The organism is Prauserella sp. PE36 (assembly GCF_003311655.1).
Taxonomy (GTDB): Bacteria; Actinomycetota; Actinomycetes; order Mycobacteriales; family Pseudonocardiaceae; genus Prauserella_A; species Prauserella_A endophytica.
The window spans coordinates 1-15,471 of record NZ_QEQT01000065.1 but is presented as its reverse complement, the minus strand read 5'-3'; the positions used below and the strand labels follow the sequence as shown (position 1 = coordinate 15,471).

Sequence of the window (15,471 nt, the reverse complement as noted above, 5' to 3'; positions counted from 1 at the left end):
CGGTCGGACGGATCGCGTTCGGACGGATCAGGTGATGAGCAGGCCGGTGCCCCAGCCTGTCGCGGGCTCGATCTCAGCGGCGAGGGCAGCTAGGCCGACCCCGGCAGCGCCTTCGAGGAAGCCGGGGCCTTCGGGAACGGCCTGGGCGCAGGCGCGGTGCAGCATCTCGGTGGCCAGCGCGCGGAGTCGGGAAGCGGCCGGCTCCGGTGTGTCGATGGCGGTATGAGCGGTGATCCGGGCGAGTCCGGCGTAGCCGTGGCACAGCGAAGCGTCGCTGATCAACGCATCCTGTTCCGGGTCGGTCACCGCACTGATCACGGCTTCCTCGGCGATCTGGCGGCGATCGGCGTCGTCGAGGGCCAGGGCGGCGAGGTGCAGGGTGCGGGCGATGCCCGCTGTTCCGTAGCACCAGCTCGGGCGTCGGCTGGCCCCGCTGTGCCGCACGTACATCGGCGTCGAACGCGCCTCGTCTCGGGTGACCATGTAGGGCCACCGGTGCCCGCTCGGAGTGCTTATGCGCCAGGAGTCCAGCCACGCGCAGATCGTCGCGACGGCCTGGCGCTGCCCGTCCACGGCGATGCCCCGGCGCAGGGCCTGGGCCAGCAGTGCCAGCGGGCCGCCGATGCCGTGTGCTACGCCGAAGTTGCCGTGGCCTCCGGGGAACTCGTCGTCCTCGTGGCCGGTGGGACCGGTGAGGGTCCACCACCCCGGCAGGGCCTCTCCTTCGACCATCACCGGTTGGGTGAGCCGCACGAGGGCGCCCAGAACGGCCGGCAGGGCGGTGCCGTCGGGGTCGTGGTGCAGCAGATGGGCACCGAGACCAGCGAGGCCCCGAATCGTGTCGAACTCGGCCATCTGCGGCAACATCCCGACGACGTCCATGCGCTCGTGGGCCTTGTCGACGCGGTTGTGGGCGGCGGCGGCGATCTGCCGGGTCAAGGGCGTGAGGGCGGACTGGTACGTGCCGGGACGGACTGTGGCGGCTCCCGCGAGGGCGCGCGCGACTGCCGGCGCGCCGTAGAACAAGCCGGTGCTCGCTCCGGCGGTGATCGGCTTGCTGGTGACGGCGGTCAGCCAGTCATGGGCGCGGTCGAACGGCCGTATCCCGGCGGCTGCCAGCTCGATGTGCAGCAGTGCCACACCAGGAGCGCCGTGGGCGAGGGATTGGTGCCACCACGGCTCGTCCGTGGGCAGGTGGGGGGCGTCCGGCCGGGCGAGGCGATCGGCGATCCCCGTCGCGTACTCGACCGCGGCATCCGAGGCGAGGTCGGCGTTCATCGCGGTCCTCCGGTGCGGGCGGCGAAGGTCAGGGCCGCGGTCCGGGCCAGGTAAAGGCACACCGCCTTGTCGTCGGGCTCGATGCCGTAGGCCCGCAGGAAGTGCGTGTGCAGCAACGAGCCCAAGGCGGCGTCCGGGTCGACGCCCTCGGCCTCAGCCCCGGACAGGTGCGCTCGGTAGGCAGCTACGGTCTGGGCGCGCTCGGCCCATGTCGCGACGACCGAAGCCGCACCCGGCGTGCTGCGCAAGGCGCGGAAATTCTCGGAGGGGTCGGCGAGGCATTGTGCCTCGGTGAACACCGGCCGGGGCACGACGGTAGGAGGTTTGGCCGGGACATGGTCGACCAGCCACCGCATCCCGGCCTCGGTCCCTCCCATGAAGGCGACGGCGATGGCGGCGAAGTTCGCCGCGGCCAGAGCATGGTCGTGCGGTCGCGCGGGCCAGGCGAGCTCGGCGAGCACGGCGCGGGAGTCAGCCGTGAAGAACGCCTCGACGGCTGATAGTGCCGCACCTGAGCCCCAGCGGCCGGTCTCCGGGTAGGAGGTCGCGAAAGCGATGTCGCGCAGCAGGCCGAGGCGGCGGAGCCGGTCGGCCCAGGCGCTGACCCGGCCGGCCGCCTCGCCGAACACCACTGGCTCAGTGCTGAGGAGACTGATCCGCAAGCGCAGGTAGTGCTCGTTGCCCTCGCGGAATCGCAGAAACCACCACCGCGGTTGGGCATCGCCCCACTCCGCCAGCAGTGCGGGCAGGTGCTTGGCGAGCACGGTGTTGTGACGTTGCGGGTCGCCGTAGAGCTTGGCGAACAGCATGGGGGAACCACCCGGCGACAGCCCGTGCTCACCTGGCCGGACGATCCGCTGGGGCGTCGGGCGCGGTGGCCGCGTCGTGGCCTGCGGCTGACAGCTGGCCATGGGCACGACGACGTCGTGAGCACGGCCATCGAGCCATCCGGCGGCGTCCTCAGCGGGTCCTTCCTCCAGCACCGCGTGGGGGTGGGTACCGAGGTGCTCGCGCAGCAGGACCCGGTGTGCGTCCTCGACGAGATCGAGCGGCAACCGCCAGTCCCCGTCGACCAGGAACACCGCCTGCGGGAGGCGGCGGCGGGTGCGCCACTCGGCCAGGGCGCTGTCCCAGGTCGCCCAGCTGGAGGTCCGGTCGGGAAGGTCGGCTGCGGCCAACCGCCACCGGGCCGGGGACAGCACGATGCGGCCGAAGCGCAGCCGAGGAAGAAACGGCAACGTGGCCGCCGTGCCCCAGTCGAAGTCGGTGACCTCCGCGCAGTGTGCGCGGGTCAGTTCGACCAGGAGGCGGGCCAGCGGCGGAGTGTGTTTGCGTAGGTTGAGTGCGTGCAAGCCCCACGCTTCGACCCTCGCGCCGAGGGCGGGTGCGGTCAGATACAGGCGGTCGCTGTCGCAACTGACCGCCAAGTCCGCCGCCGTGAGGACCGCCGTTGACGCGGCGGTGTCGCGGTGTTCGGCGAGGCTGACGATGGTTGGCAGGACCTGGGCGCTGCGGGCGACGTGTGCGGTGGCGGGGTCCAGAGGCGGGAATGACAACTGGGCCTGGATTACCCCGTCAGACGCGGGCGGGGCGAGCGGCGTGATCAGCATTCGGCGGTCGTGTTCGTCGAACAGGTGCAGGAAACGGCCGCTGACGACGCCGGCCGATCGCGAGACTGAGGTAACGACGAGCTGGAAGTTGCCCTGCTTCAGGGCTTGCAGGCTCGGGGAGTCGACACGGGCGCACAACTCGAGGTGCGAGGGCAGCCGCATCGAGTGCACAGGCGCCAGCTCCAGCTCGGCGATCAACCTCTCGCCGAGGACGACCTCTTGCTGACCGTCCAACGCGGCGGCCTGGGCCAACGCCAGCAGCCGTTCGTCCCGAGGCGTCTGCTGGGGTCGTGTGACCACTCCGCTGGTGCCGGGGTAGCCGTCAGGCCAGCCGATCCCGCTGTCGGCAATGACCTCGAGCAGTGGCACCTGTGCGCCGGTGCCGAACCGCTGGTAGAAGCGTCGGTGGAAGTCCGCCCAGGCTGCCGTACTGCTGGCGCGGGAGGTCAGGCGCGCCAGGACCAGCGCGGCACGTTCCGCTTCGCGGGCGACTGCGCTGGGGAGCACGACGTCCAGGTCCAGCCGCAGGTCGACCGTGACTGGGCTCCGCCGTGACGGAGCCAGGCGGCTCATGGACGCGGCGGCGTCGGTCCGTAGCCTGCGCCGCGCTTCCGCTGGGCTGTTCCGATGTCGCCGCAACATGTCGTGGATGTCGTTCAGCGTCATGCACCGCTCGGTGGCAGCCTCGCCGACCGTGGCCAGCTCGCGCACCAAGTGGCCAAGTGCGTCGGGCTCCGTGCTCGGCGCATGGAGGTTGGTGACGAGCACGCGACGAGCGACCAACGTGGCCAGCAAGCCGGTCACCGTGCTCCCGGCGGTGCTCGGGAACTCGGCCTGTACCTGCTCGCGCATGTCATCGAAAGGAATCGGTGTCCGCGCAGCTCGCACGGCCGCGCGCACCGGGCCGGTGTAGCGAAGTTCGACTTCGACTGCGCCGGTGCCTCGATGGTTGACGGTCGGCTGGTACGGAACCACAAGCCGCTCACCGCGCACCATCAACGTGGAGTTCGCGACGAGGACCAAGCGCTCCAGGATCTCGGCCTGACCTTCCAACCGTCGGATGACCTCAGCCAGCCACCCGGCGTCGGCCGCAGCGTCCGCGCGATGATCATCACCCCAACGCTGAGAGGGATCCGCGTCGAACCGCGCGGCGGTGACCCCGGCGAACAAGCCGTTGGGAGTCGGACGGCCGGTCAACCGTGCCAGGTACCGCAGAACGGACAGCACCACGCGCCGGGATTCGCGCTCGCTGGCAACCTGAGCGCCACACAGGTTGTGGACGCGGTCAGCAAGGACAGGGCTGGCCAGGCCGATGGCGTCACGGACGGCTTCGACCTCCCACACTTCGCGCAGCCAGTCCACCCACGCGGTGACGGCGTCGGCCCCGGTCGCGGTCAGCGTCGGCCACGGCGGAAGTTTCAGCTCGCCCTCTGCAACAGCCCGGACCAACAGGCCACCCGCGGCTCGAAAGCCGACGCGGTCGGGCAAGGCCGTGGACACGGGACACCTCTCCAAAGCGACGGATGGAAACCGGACGCCCGCCCAAGAAGCCCCTGGCGGGCGTCCGGTCGCTCGTGACAATCAGGCGGCGCTGATGCAGGTCGACTTCTCGCACGTCGTCCCGCAGCCGTCATCCGTCATGTTGATCAGATGCGCCGGGTCCACCACCTCGACCAGCGTGATGTCGAGGTCGAACTCCGAGCCCATCTCGACCTCCGCGGCGGGCGTGGCCACCGTGGTCGGCGACCACTCCATCTGAACCGTCACAGATCCTCCTTCGTGGGTTTTACGCTCCGAGTCCCGGCGAGTCGGCCGTGACTTCGCCCGCCAGGCGGACCAGCCCGGAACTCGACCGAGGTACCGAGCGCTCCCGCCAGCACACCCGCGAGCGGAATTCCATCGAAGTGGAGGGCAGTCCTACCACCACACACCCCTCGACGGCACGTCCCGGTGAAAGACGCTTCCGGATACTCGGGCTGCGCCGAAGCGGAAGCTCGCCCGGACCGCAGCGATATCAGTCAAACCCCTGGTGATCAACGATAGCCAGAGCGCCGACGCGGCGTCGATGAGGCGGCAATGAGGCGTCATCACCTCTGACCTGCATAAACGCCTTTTCAGAGGCGGTAGTCCGAACGGGTACAGCTCGCCGAGCGGGTGATCAGCCTTGACCCGTAGCTGGCTATCGTGGCAGGTGACCGACGGGGTGAGGTGGTGTTCATGAGTGACCGACGAGATGCCTTCGCCGCGCGGCGTGAGCAGATGGGCTACACCCAGGAGAGCTTCGGCGCGGCGGTGGGCGTGGAGTTCTCCACGGTCGGACGCTGGGAACGCGGCACCCTGACCCCGCAGCCGTACCGTCGACCGTGTTTGGCTAAGACCCTCGATGTGAGCCTCGACCAGTTGGATGCGTTGCTCACGCCGAACCGGCAAGCTTCTACCATTGCCACTGAACCAGCCGACCCTGCGGAGGCCGACGACATGAACCGTCGTGACCTGCTGCGCTTGTTCAGCATGACCGGCGCGTTGCTCGCGCTGCCTGCTGGCGAGACAGTACTCGGCGACGTCGACCGGCTCGCCGCCACAGCTCACGCGGGCACGGTGGACACGGCGGGAGCAGCGGAGTTCGCCCAGCTCAACTCCCACCTGTGGCGCGTGTACGCACTGTCGCCGACCAAGGCCCAGGTGCTGCCGCTGGTCCGAGCCCAACTCGGTGTACTCAGCGACTCCTTGCGACGACCGCAGACACCGACCATCCGACAACGGCTCTGCGAGCTGACCGCCGACCTCTTCCAGTTGGCGGGGGAAATCTTCTTCGACGGCAACCGATACACCGACGCCGCTCACTGCTACACGCTTGCGGCAACAGCGAGCAAGGAGGCCGTCGCTTCCGACCTGTGGGCCTGCGCGTTGACCAGGCATGCTTTCGTCGCCGTGTACGAGCGCCGATTCGCGGATGCCGCGCCGATGCTCGACGTGGCCGCCACCATCGCACGTCGAGGCGACCCCAGCCTGTCGACCCGACACTGGGTCGCCGTGGTGCAGGCCGAGACCTTCGCCGGCCTCGGCGACTTTGACTCCTGCCAACATGCCCTCGACACCGCTGCTGAGGTCCAGCGCCTACGGGGCCAGGTGCACAACGGCGGCTGGCTCCGGTTTGATGGCTCCCGCTTGGCTGAAGAACGCGGAACCTGCTACGTCACGCTGGGCCGCCACGACCTAGCTGAAGCGGCTCTGGTCGACGCCCTGCAGGGCACCTTGACCGCCCGCCGGAAAGCAGGCGTCCTGACCGACCTGGCGATGATCGGCGTGCACCGTCGCGACCCGGACCAGGTCGTCACCTACGCCGACACCGTCCTGACTACCGCCCGCCAGACCCGCTCGGGGGTCATCGCACAGAAGCTGCGGGTCCTTCAGCCACACCTTGCTTCCTTGCTCAACGACCAACAAATCCAGCGACTCGATGCCGAGATCACCAAACTCGTCGGCAACCGCGCCGCGTGATGGAGGACGACCGAATGCACAACGACCGTGGCCGCGTGTTCCGCGAGGCGTGGATCGCCGGAGTCACCAAGCACTACCCCGGTGAGCCGAAGCCTGGCTACATCACCCCGTGGGACCAGACCCCCGACTGGGAACGCGACGCCGCGACCGCCGTGTACGACCAGGTCGTCGCCTTCATCAAGGCCACCGACGGCGCCACCACCAAACTGACCCCAGACCAGAAAGGCCGCTTTGTGGCGTTGTGCTGGATCGGCCAGATCTTCAAGCACTTCCCCGAGCCGAAGCCGTCGTACGTCGCGGACTGGAACGATTTGCCGGACTGGCAGAAGGCGACGGATATCGACATCTTCGAGCGCATCGAACGCGATGCCTGACCAGGCGACGATCGACGCTGCGGCCGTCGATGCTCGCCTTGCCGAGACCGAGTACGACGACGCTCAGGCGTGGCTACACGCACGTTCGACCGCGTTGGAGCCGCTCGCAGCCGAGGTCTGGGTCACCGACCCGGAGCACCGCCACGTGCTGCTCGTGCGGCACCGGGTGCGAGGCTGGGTACCGCCTGTTATGGCAAGTATTTGAGCCTGTCTCACCGTTCCGTGGCGTTCGTACCGCTCTGTCGCCTTTGATTCGTGCCCGCTAGGTTCTGGGAGCCGTATAGCTCTCACTGAGGGGCGAACGATGGATCACTTCTTCGTGTCGAGGGACAAGGTCCGTCGATATTTTGAGCCCGTGCCTGGTCTTGGCGTTGACGGTCTCACTGTCCTGCGGCGGAAGGGTTCGCCGCAGGATGGGACTCCGTTCTTCCTCGGACGGGATATGCGGCCGGTCGAGCCACTGTGTTCGTTCATGTTCGAAATGGCCAAGACTCACCAACCTAAGACGTTGTCCGATTACACCTACGACCTGCTCGACCTCGTCGACTTCCTGGCTCAGCTGGAACCGTCGACTGACGTCCTGTCGGCGACTGAGGAAAACCTGATCGCCTACCGCGCTGAGCGGACCGAGCTACAGGACAAGCCGAACGCGCCGGCGACCTGGAAGCGCCGACGAGCGCTGATCAACAACTTCTATGAGTGGGCGGTCGAGGCCCAGTGGCTGGACCGCAAGCCTTATCGCCGGCTGCGCAACGGCCGGGACGTCCTGGCCTGGGGTGCGGTATCGGATCTGGACATTCGCCATCTGACCCACCGGCAGTGGCGATTCCTCAAGCAGGTCGGCTTGCGGGGAATGCTTCCAGCAGACCGGGTCGACCTGTCGTTCCGAGGTTCGGCTCCGCTCAGGAACGCGGCGGCAGCGGAGCTCGCGGTGACGACAGGGATGCGCTTGAGGGAATTCACCTCGCTACTGGACATCGAGGTCGGACTCCCGCGTCGTGACTGCCTGCCGGTCGACGTACGGCTGGAGATGATCGCGAAGTACAGCCTGCCCCGCGATGTGACGATCCAGCATTCCGTGATGAAAGAGCTCGACCTTTACCGGCGCACCGAGCGGGCCGCCACGATTCGCAGGGCGGCACCGGCGTTGACCAGGCGCAGAGCCGAGCTGTTCGTCGTCACCGATATCGACGAGCGGCAGATGAAGGTCAGCGGGCGGCTGCATGGGAGACGCCGGACGTTCTCGATCGAGAAGATGACCGCGGAGCTGCGGAGAATCGCGGTGACCGAAGGGCCTTGCGGTCTGGAGCCGATGGCGTTGTTCGTCGGCCGTGGTGGCCGGATGCTCAGTAAGCAACGGTGGGAACAGATCTTCGATGATGCGCACGCCAGATCTCTTCGGATTGCAGCTGAAAACGGTGTCGATATGGTGATGCCGCGCAGGTTCAGAATCCACGATCTACGGCACACGTTCTCGGTTTACATGTTGGAGCAGCTCACCCAGTTGGTGATTGCACAGGAGACGGACCGCAGACTCAACGGTGGGCACAATGCTTACCTGGCCGACCACATCTGCCGCAATCCGCAGTTGATCTTGCAGCGGCTACTCGGACATCTGAATCCTGGGTCGACGATGAAGTATTTGCGTTACGTCCGGAACACCAACGTTCTTGTGGCCCAAGCTATTGCCGAGTGGAATGAATCAGACAAGACCTACGCGGAGTACGCGGCTCTTGCCGCGGAACGCGCGGTCCTGTGATGGCCCGCAGAGGCGAACGTGCTTCGCGCCCACGTACGATGGTGGTGCCAGAAGTGAAACCCGCCAACTCCGATAGGATCGGGGACCGGGTTATAGTCCGGGAACGGCGAGGGCGAACGGTGCGGTTGAGTATCGCCCCCTCCCTGTTCCGATGTTCCGTCCTGGTCGCGGAGCTGGCGGACGAGGCTGTGGCGTACGCCCATCGGGTCTCGCTGCGCAAGCCCGATTGCTATTTCACGGCCGTGCGGGAGCTGGGAACGTTCCTCGATGAACACTTGCCGACCGTCGGGTGCGAGCCTGCAGAGGCGCGTTTGGCCGGGATGAAAATCGATCTGATCGAAGCCCTCTTCTGCTGGGAGGCAGATCTGCGGAGGCGGCACGGGCTGCGATCAGCGGAGCCCTACCGCAAGGCCGCGGCTGTGCTGGCGCTGATCGATATGCGTGCGGAGCGCGACCCGAATGTTCCGGAGACCCTTCGTCGTCGCGCGGCGGGGCCTCCGACATACAAGCGCCGCCCCAACGCGGTCCTTGACGAATACTCCAACGAGGAACGGTTGGCACTGCAGGAGGCCGCAAGGGCCGACGTCCGGGCACTGGAGAAACGCCTCACTCGGGGGCAGCATCTGCTGAGATCCGGAGCTGACCCCCGCCGCGAAGGCTGGCATGACCTCGCCAACCTGGTCTGGGCCGCCAAGCATCGCCTTCTGACGACCACAGATCTCCTCGAGCACCTGCCCATGAATTCGTCATCGTGGTCGCAGCCGATCAAGGACGTTATCGAAGCGAACCCGCCTGGCAGGGAACGTGGAGTCTATGCCTGCTTGAAAGCGATCAACCGGTTGCTGTTCCCGTCCGAGCAGGACCTGCAGCCCTTCCGGGTACTCCTGCTGCTGGGCATGGCCGACTGCACCCCCGAGGAACTCCTCGACCTGCGTATGGCGGACCTGGAGTTCTCTGACGCGGGCGTGCGAGTGCGGCAGACCAAACTCCGCGCGAATCGCATCCGGGCTGATTTCCACCCGGACCTTCCTGATAGCAAGGCCAGCACAGGCGATGTCGCGGATCTGGATGGGGACACCGGAAGCGAGGTGTATCTTGCCGTCGGCAGGTGGGATGTCGGTGGGCTCCTACGGCGGTTGATGGAGGTCACCTGGCAGGCACGCGAATCGTTCGACTCCGAGGACGTGCTGTTCCTCGCGGTCGAAGCGGGCCGTCCCAGGACCACTATGCGGGCCAGAGTCGCCACATGGACTGAGGACCACAACGGGTTCAGCGCGTGGATCAGCTGGCATCGCAACGACGACGGCACACCCGCTATGGCGATCTCTCAGCCGCACTACGCCCGAAGGCTCCGCAAGACCGTGAAAACCGCCCGTGTGGCCGCCCTCGGCGGAACCCTCACCGATGTGGCGGCGGACGACCATCACATCGAGGTCTTCCGTCACCATTACGCCCACGGAACGACGGCGCTAACACTCGCCGGACGATCCATCAACCGCGCACAAGAACGCGTCTTCCACACGATCACGACCAAGCCGATGCTCCTCGACACTCAAGCAGAGCATCGATTGGCCGAACCCGAGGTCGCCGAGGCCGCGGGGATGACTGTGGAACACGCCGCCGCGATGCGCGCCGGGGAGTACGACATGGGCCTGACTCACTGCCGTGATCCCTACGATTCGCCATTCACCCCTGGCGGGAAGCCCTGCCACGTCGCCCCGGCGATGTGCATGATCTGCCGCAACGCCGTCGTATTCATCTCGCAGCTGCCGAGGCTGCTGCTGCTGGCAGCCCACATCGAGCGGATGCGCGACGCCCTGGACCCGATCCGCTGGACGGCAATCTGGGGGACCCAGGCCACAGCCCTGGCCGAGGTGTTCGCGGAATGCACAGCACAGCAGCTCCACGACGCCCACGAAGCGATAGGCGACCAGGGGCTGCGGCTGGACCTGCCGCTGGGTATGAGGACGGAGTATGACCGGTGAGCACGACGCCCCAGCCGACGGCAGTGACTTCCACCCTTGTTTCCGCTGATGAGGCGGTCTTCGGATCCGGCCACCCGCTCGTGGAAGGCGTCCCTATTCCCGAGTTCGGCGAGAGCAGGTCCTGGAGTTTCGGGTGTATTCGCCGTCCGAGCAACGTCCGCCCGGCGGCGTGGAAGGTCAACTTCACGGTGATCGATTCCGTCTGGAACCTGCGGATCCGGGAAATCTGCTTCAGCATGCTCAACCCCACGCACAAAGTCATTCGGGACGCGGGGATCGCTCTTGTCGCCGAGCCGGCGGCGCACAGCACGGTCCGGCAATGCGCCTACACACTGGGCAAACTCGCTGCCTGGGCGTTGGCCAACGACATGCCCGCCGACATCGCGGCCTGGCGCGAAGAAGACTGGGCCGGATTCGTGGAACACATCACCGCCAGGGCGAACGCGCTCAAACCCGACGCGACGGCACTGAGCTGGCTCTCGACGCTCGCGCCGGTACTCACTCACGGCGGCATGGCTCAAGGGCTGTGGAACACCGATACTTTCCGGGAGATCAGGCACCGCAGCGATACTCCGTCGACGGCATCCATACCGCCATCAACGTGGTGGCCGCTTCTGCGGGCCGCATGGGCCTACATCCACGAGTTCTCGCCGCACATCCTCGACCTACGCGATCAGCTGGCGCAGCAACCAGATCCTGGCGACAGCCCTGAACGTCGACCGGCCTTCCGCACTCCGGCGGGAAACGACGAGCTGGTGGACAACTGGCTCGCGAACCCCGACAACCTCGTTCCAGTCCACAAGTACGACCACCAGACGAAGTCGGCTGGGGAGCCGATCTGGCATCATCTCGCGCTGACGATCACAGGCGGCACCAACACGGGGCTCTTCCAGACCACAAGGAAGGGAGCGGCGCAGCGCCGGCGAGACGCCGTCCTTCGAGCCGTGGAACGGGGGCAGGTACAGGCCTACTCCTGGTCAGAGACGCGGGCCCGGACCGACGTGGTCAACCATCCCGCCATTTACCTCGGCCGAAGCACAGCTGCACTCGATCAGGTTCTCGACGACTGGCTTACCAATCCCGACAACCTGATCCCAATCCGCACCAAGCAGCCACGTGCGCCGCGCTCCGACCTCGAACCTGGAACGATCATTTGGACTGCACTGGAAGCACTGATCTACGGCACCGCGGGCACAGCACCCTTTACACAGCGCTCCGTGACTAGCGCCGCGCGCAGACAGAAGGTCGAGGACGCTGCCGCGGCCGGGCGGGTACAGAAGCTCGCCGGAACCATGACGACCCGCTCACTTCCGATGCCCTGCAAGGACTTCACCTCAGTCACCCGTCAGGACGGAACCACGCGGCCGTGGCGCGGCCAGATCAGCGTCGAGGAACTCGCGGACGAAATCCGCATGGTCAGGGCGGCATGTTATGTGTTCATGGCAGGACTGACGATGATGCGGGACTCAGAGATCCAGGAAATCGAGCGCGGATCCCTCACTGCCTATTACGGAGCGCCCGCAGTCAAGTCCCGAAAGCTCAAGCACGACCCGGCGCAACCGGAACTCAACTGGTGGATCAGCGCGCCGGTCGTCGAAACTCTGGCAGTTCTTGACCGGTTGTCCTGGCATCACACTCACCTGTTCGTCGCTCTCGATCCGCCCAGGGTGACCGCTCACAACGAGGACACGGTGCGCGGAATCGATGCCGCCGGCGAGATCGACTTCTTCGTCGCGGGAGTCAACGCTTCCCTCGAACGAACGGGTTTGGAAGAGATCCCGGCCGGCCGCATCCGTCCGCATATGTTCCGAAGAACCATGTCGATCATCTGCAGTCAAGAGCCCGACTCCGAGATCGCCCTCGGCCATCAACTCAAGCACCTGGCCCGTCGTACCTTGGCCAACCGAATCACCCAGGGCTACTCCCGCATGGATACCCACTGGGCCAAGGAGTTCGACAACCAGCTCGAACTCGCCGCCGCTGGGCGACTCGTCGAACTCCTCAAATCCCGCCGGTCCGGCACCGACGTCGCAGTCGGTCCCGCAGCGGCCAAGCTCCACTCCGGCCTCGACAACGTGATTGCGACGATGAACAGAGCCCCAGCTCTGCGAGCTCAACTCGCTGACGAGCAAATCGAGGTCCTGCTGTTACGGGATGAGTTTGCTGACCTGCATTTCGGCACGGTCAACCACTGTCTCTGGGACCCCGCTCAGGCGGAATGCCAGAACTCGCTACCCGAAGGGCAGCGAGGGAAAACGCCCGTCCTGGGAGCCTGCCAGCCCGCACGGTGTCGAAACTCGGCAGTAGACCAGGACAAGCACGGCCCAGTCTGGCTCGCCGAGGACGCCGATCTGACGCGCATGCTCCGCGACCCGCGGCTGGCCACACCCCGCCGCGCAGCCCTCGAGAACCGCCTGTCCGAAGTCCGGCTGATCACCGGTACCTGGCTGACCAAGGAGCGCCCCTGATGGCCGTCTCGCCCCCGACCGAGACCAAGCTCCGAGCAGCGATACAACGACTGCTCGACGGAGTTCCGATCCACACAGACGGCGCACTGACCAAAGAAAATCTGGCCCGCGAAGCGGGCGTCAGCCATGCCACCGTTCACCGTGCTGGCGAGATTCTGGCCGAGTGGGACACCCGAGTTGCCCGGCCGGTCCTGCGCTCCACCGGTGAGGTTCGTCGGGACGAGAAGATCGAGGCACTCACAGCCGCGCTACGCGCCGAAAAGCGGGCCGTCACCGAACTGCAGGGGAAGCTCGATGCGCTCGCTAGCGTGACCGCCGACCTCTACCACGAGAACCTGACGCTGAGGAAGAGGCTTGACAAACAACCTCCAGTGACCTCAATGGATACCAGAGCAGCCAGGTCCGAATCTTCACCTGTTCGTGGCATCGAGCGTGCACGAGGTCATCGGCAAACCCGCCCGCTCTAGCCTGGATCGGTGACCCCTCACGCCCCTGGTCCGGACACACTGCACGCGGCCATCGTCGACGCCGGTCTCGCGGAGTTCGAGTTCGACGACGCACGAATGTGGCTGAAGAACGCGTGCCACGGCCCCATGGCCCCTTTTGCCGCCGACGTCTGGGCCTTTGACAGCACCTTCCAGCACATCCTTCTTGTCCGCCACCGGTGGCGGGGCTGGGTTGTCCCTGGAGGAATGGTCGAACGAGGAGAGACACCTCGACAGGCAGCGCGCCGTGAGCTGGAGGAGGAAACGGGGATGGCCGCCGACCTCCTCGAACTCCCTGCTGCGGTGACCGTCCGTTCCTACCGCTCGGATTGGACACCCACGCTCGGGCTGACCTATGCCGCCGTTGTCGACCCCTCGCTTCCCCTGAACGGCGAACGTCATCAATCCGCAGCATGGAACCCATTAGCGCAGGACTGGACAGGCGCCTTTCCCGAGGACATCACAAGAATCCGACGCTACGCCCAGGCAGGGGCATCAGCGCAGTAGTCGGGCACTCGTGGGATGCCGCCGGGGCGATAGACCATCGGCTCGTCCTGGTGGTCGGCGGCCTTTCAATCTTGTCGAGCATCGAGACGAGGCGGGTCCGTAACGCGAACGGTGTTTCCGGCGGTGTCGATTAGTAGGTCTCGGTCACCGGCCAGCGGTCACCGAAGGTGATGGAGAACGCGTTGATCACTGGCTTCCAACGCATCATCCATCGTGCCGCCCCGGTCCCTGTGGGGTCGAGGCTGCGGGTCACAAGATACAAGCACTTCATCGCCGCTTGCTCGGTGGTGAAGTGCCCACGTGCCCGGATCGCGCGCCGGTAGCGTGCGTTCAACGACTCGATCGCGTTCGTCGAGCAGATCATCCTCCTGATCTCGATATCGTAGTCCAGAAAAGGAACGAATTCGGTCCAGGCGTTACGCCAGAGTCGAACCATGGCTGGGTATTTCTTCGACCATTTCTCGTCCAGTTCGTCCAGTGCCGTTGCGGCGGCGTCGGCGTTGGGTGCCGTGTGGATTTCTTTCAGGTCGCGTTTCAACGCGTCCGTGTATTTCCGGGAAGTCAGCCGAAACGAATTACGAATTAAATGCAGAACGCACGTCTGGACGATCGTTTGTGGCCACACCTGCTCCACCACCTCCGGTAACCCCTTGAGGCCGTCACAAACCAGGAAGAACACGTCCTTAACGCCGCGGTTCTTGAGATCCACCAGCACACTCATCCAGAACTTGGCGCCCTCGCCGCCGGTACCGGCCCACAATCCGAGCACGTCCTTGCGGCCGTCGGTGGTGACGCCGATCGCGGCGTAGAACGGCCGGTTGGCGACCTGGCCGTCCCGCACCTTGACCACGATCGCGTCCACGAACACCGCGGCGTAGACCGGCTCCAGTGGACGGCTTGCCCAGTCCTGCATCTCCTCGATCACCTTGTCGGTAATCCGAGACACCGTCTCCTTCGACACCGACGCGCCGTAAATCTCGGCGAAATGCGCCGAAATTTCGCCCGTGGTCAACCCCTTCGCATACAACGACAACACGATCTCATCCACGTCAGTCAGTCGACGCTGACGTTTCTTCACGATCTTCGGCTCGAAAGTCGATTCCCGATCCCGGGGAACCACGATGTTCACCTCTCCAGCCGCGTCCGAAACCACCGTCTTCCCCCGGGCCCCATTCCGCACATTCGCCGAATCACGATTCGAATCGGCACGATTCTTCGCGTGCCCGAGATGCTCGGTCATCTCCTCGTTCAGCGCCGCTTCCAGAACGTTCTTAGTGAACAGCTTCAACAGCCCGTCCGGCCCAGTGAGCGACAGGCCACGTTCCCGCGCCTGCGCCACCATCGCCGCCGCGGCAGCCTGCTCGGCCGACCGCTCCCGCTCCGACTTCCTCATCTTCCTCTGATCCGCGCTCACAGCATCGGATGCCATCACTGTCCGTACCCATCCCGCCGGATTTCACCCCCGGCGTGTCGGGCCGGAAACACCGCTCACGACACAGTCCCG

At 66.0% G+C, this 15,471-nt stretch carries 12 protein-coding genes; 8 read left to right on the top strand and 4 right to left on the bottom strand.

Annotated features, from left to right (window positions below; genetic code table 11):
* Positions 1-27: 27 nt before the first annotated feature.
* The 3 genes from DI005_RS18055 to DI005_RS18045 form a co-directional block, all read right to left on the bottom strand.
* Positions 28-1,278, bottom strand: coding sequence for a lanthionine synthetase C family protein (locus DI005_RS18055; protein WP_113642909.1), 1,251 nt, complete (start codon positions 1,276-1,278; stop codon positions 28-30).
* Positions 1,275-4,388: a lantibiotic dehydratase gene (locus DI005_RS18050; RefSeq protein ID WP_177242877.1), complete on the bottom strand. Its 3,114-nt coding sequence runs from the start codon at positions 4,386-4,388 to the stop codon at positions 1,275-1,277. Before DI005_RS18050 ends, DI005_RS18055 begins: the two co-directional genes overlap by 4 nt.
* Before the next feature lie 81 nt (positions 4,389-4,469).
* Entirely contained in the window at positions 4,470-4,655 is a 186-nt protein-coding gene (locus DI005_RS18045) for an FxLD family lanthipeptide (protein WP_009151814.1), read from the bottom strand.
* A 450-nt stretch (positions 4,656-5,105) separates the two neighbouring features.
* Between DI005_RS18045 and DI005_RS18040 the strand changes: the two genes are divergently transcribed.
* The 8 genes from DI005_RS18040 to DI005_RS18005 all read left to right on the top strand — a co-directional run bounded on the left by DI005_RS18040 (position 5,106) and on the right by DI005_RS18005 (position 13,967).
* Positions 5,106-6,389 (top strand): helix-turn-helix domain-containing protein, encoded by a 1,284-nt coding sequence (locus tag DI005_RS18040; RefSeq protein WP_091679590.1) that lies wholly within the window; start codon positions 5,106-5,108, stop codon positions 6,387-6,389.
* Positions 6,389-6,763: a hypothetical protein gene (locus DI005_RS18035; protein WP_233520190.1), complete on the top strand. Its 375-nt coding sequence runs from the start codon at positions 6,389-6,391 to the stop codon at positions 6,761-6,763. Before DI005_RS18040 ends, DI005_RS18035 begins: the two co-directional genes overlap by 1 nt.
* Positions 6,756-6,968 carry a hypothetical protein gene (locus DI005_RS18030; protein WP_199542942.1) on the top strand — a complete coding sequence of 71 codons (213 nt, stop codon included), beginning with the start codon at positions 6,756-6,758 and terminating at the stop codon, positions 6,966-6,968. The genes DI005_RS18035 and DI005_RS18030 overlap by 8 nt, the downstream gene beginning before the upstream one ends.
* Positions 6,969-7,067: 99 nt before the next feature.
* Positions 7,068-8,522: a site-specific integrase gene (locus DI005_RS18025; protein ID WP_091679564.1), complete on the top strand. Its 1,455-nt coding sequence runs from the start codon at positions 7,068-7,070 to the stop codon at positions 8,520-8,522.
* Between the two features lie 119 nt (positions 8,523-8,641).
* Entirely contained in the window at positions 8,642-10,507 is a 1,866-nt protein-coding gene (locus tag DI005_RS18020) for a hypothetical protein (protein WP_091679566.1), read from the top strand.
* Positions 10,504-12,975, top strand: a complete 2,472-nt coding sequence (locus DI005_RS18015; protein WP_113642908.1) for a hypothetical protein — start codon at positions 10,504-10,506, stop codon at positions 12,973-12,975. The genes DI005_RS18020 and DI005_RS18015 overlap by 4 nt, the downstream gene beginning before the upstream one ends.
* Positions 12,975-13,442 (top strand): hypothetical protein, encoded by a 468-nt coding sequence (locus DI005_RS18010; protein ID WP_112276282.1) that lies wholly within the window; start codon positions 12,975-12,977, stop codon positions 13,440-13,442. Before DI005_RS18015 ends, DI005_RS18010 begins: the two co-directional genes overlap by 1 nt.
* Positions 13,443-13,451: 9 nt before the next feature.
* On the top strand, positions 13,452-13,967 hold the full coding sequence (locus DI005_RS18005; protein WP_091679574.1) for an NUDIX hydrolase: 516 nt from the start codon (positions 13,452-13,454) through the stop codon (positions 13,965-13,967).
* Between the two features lie 130 nt (positions 13,968-14,097).
* Here the strand turns inward: DI005_RS18005 and DI005_RS18000 are convergent, their stop codons facing one another.
* Positions 14,098-15,360 carry an IS256 family transposase gene (locus tag DI005_RS18000; protein ID WP_369973599.1) on the bottom strand — a complete coding sequence of 421 codons (1,263 nt, stop codon included), beginning with the start codon at positions 15,358-15,360 and terminating at the stop codon, positions 14,098-14,100.
* Positions 15,361-15,471: the final 111 nt, after the last annotated feature.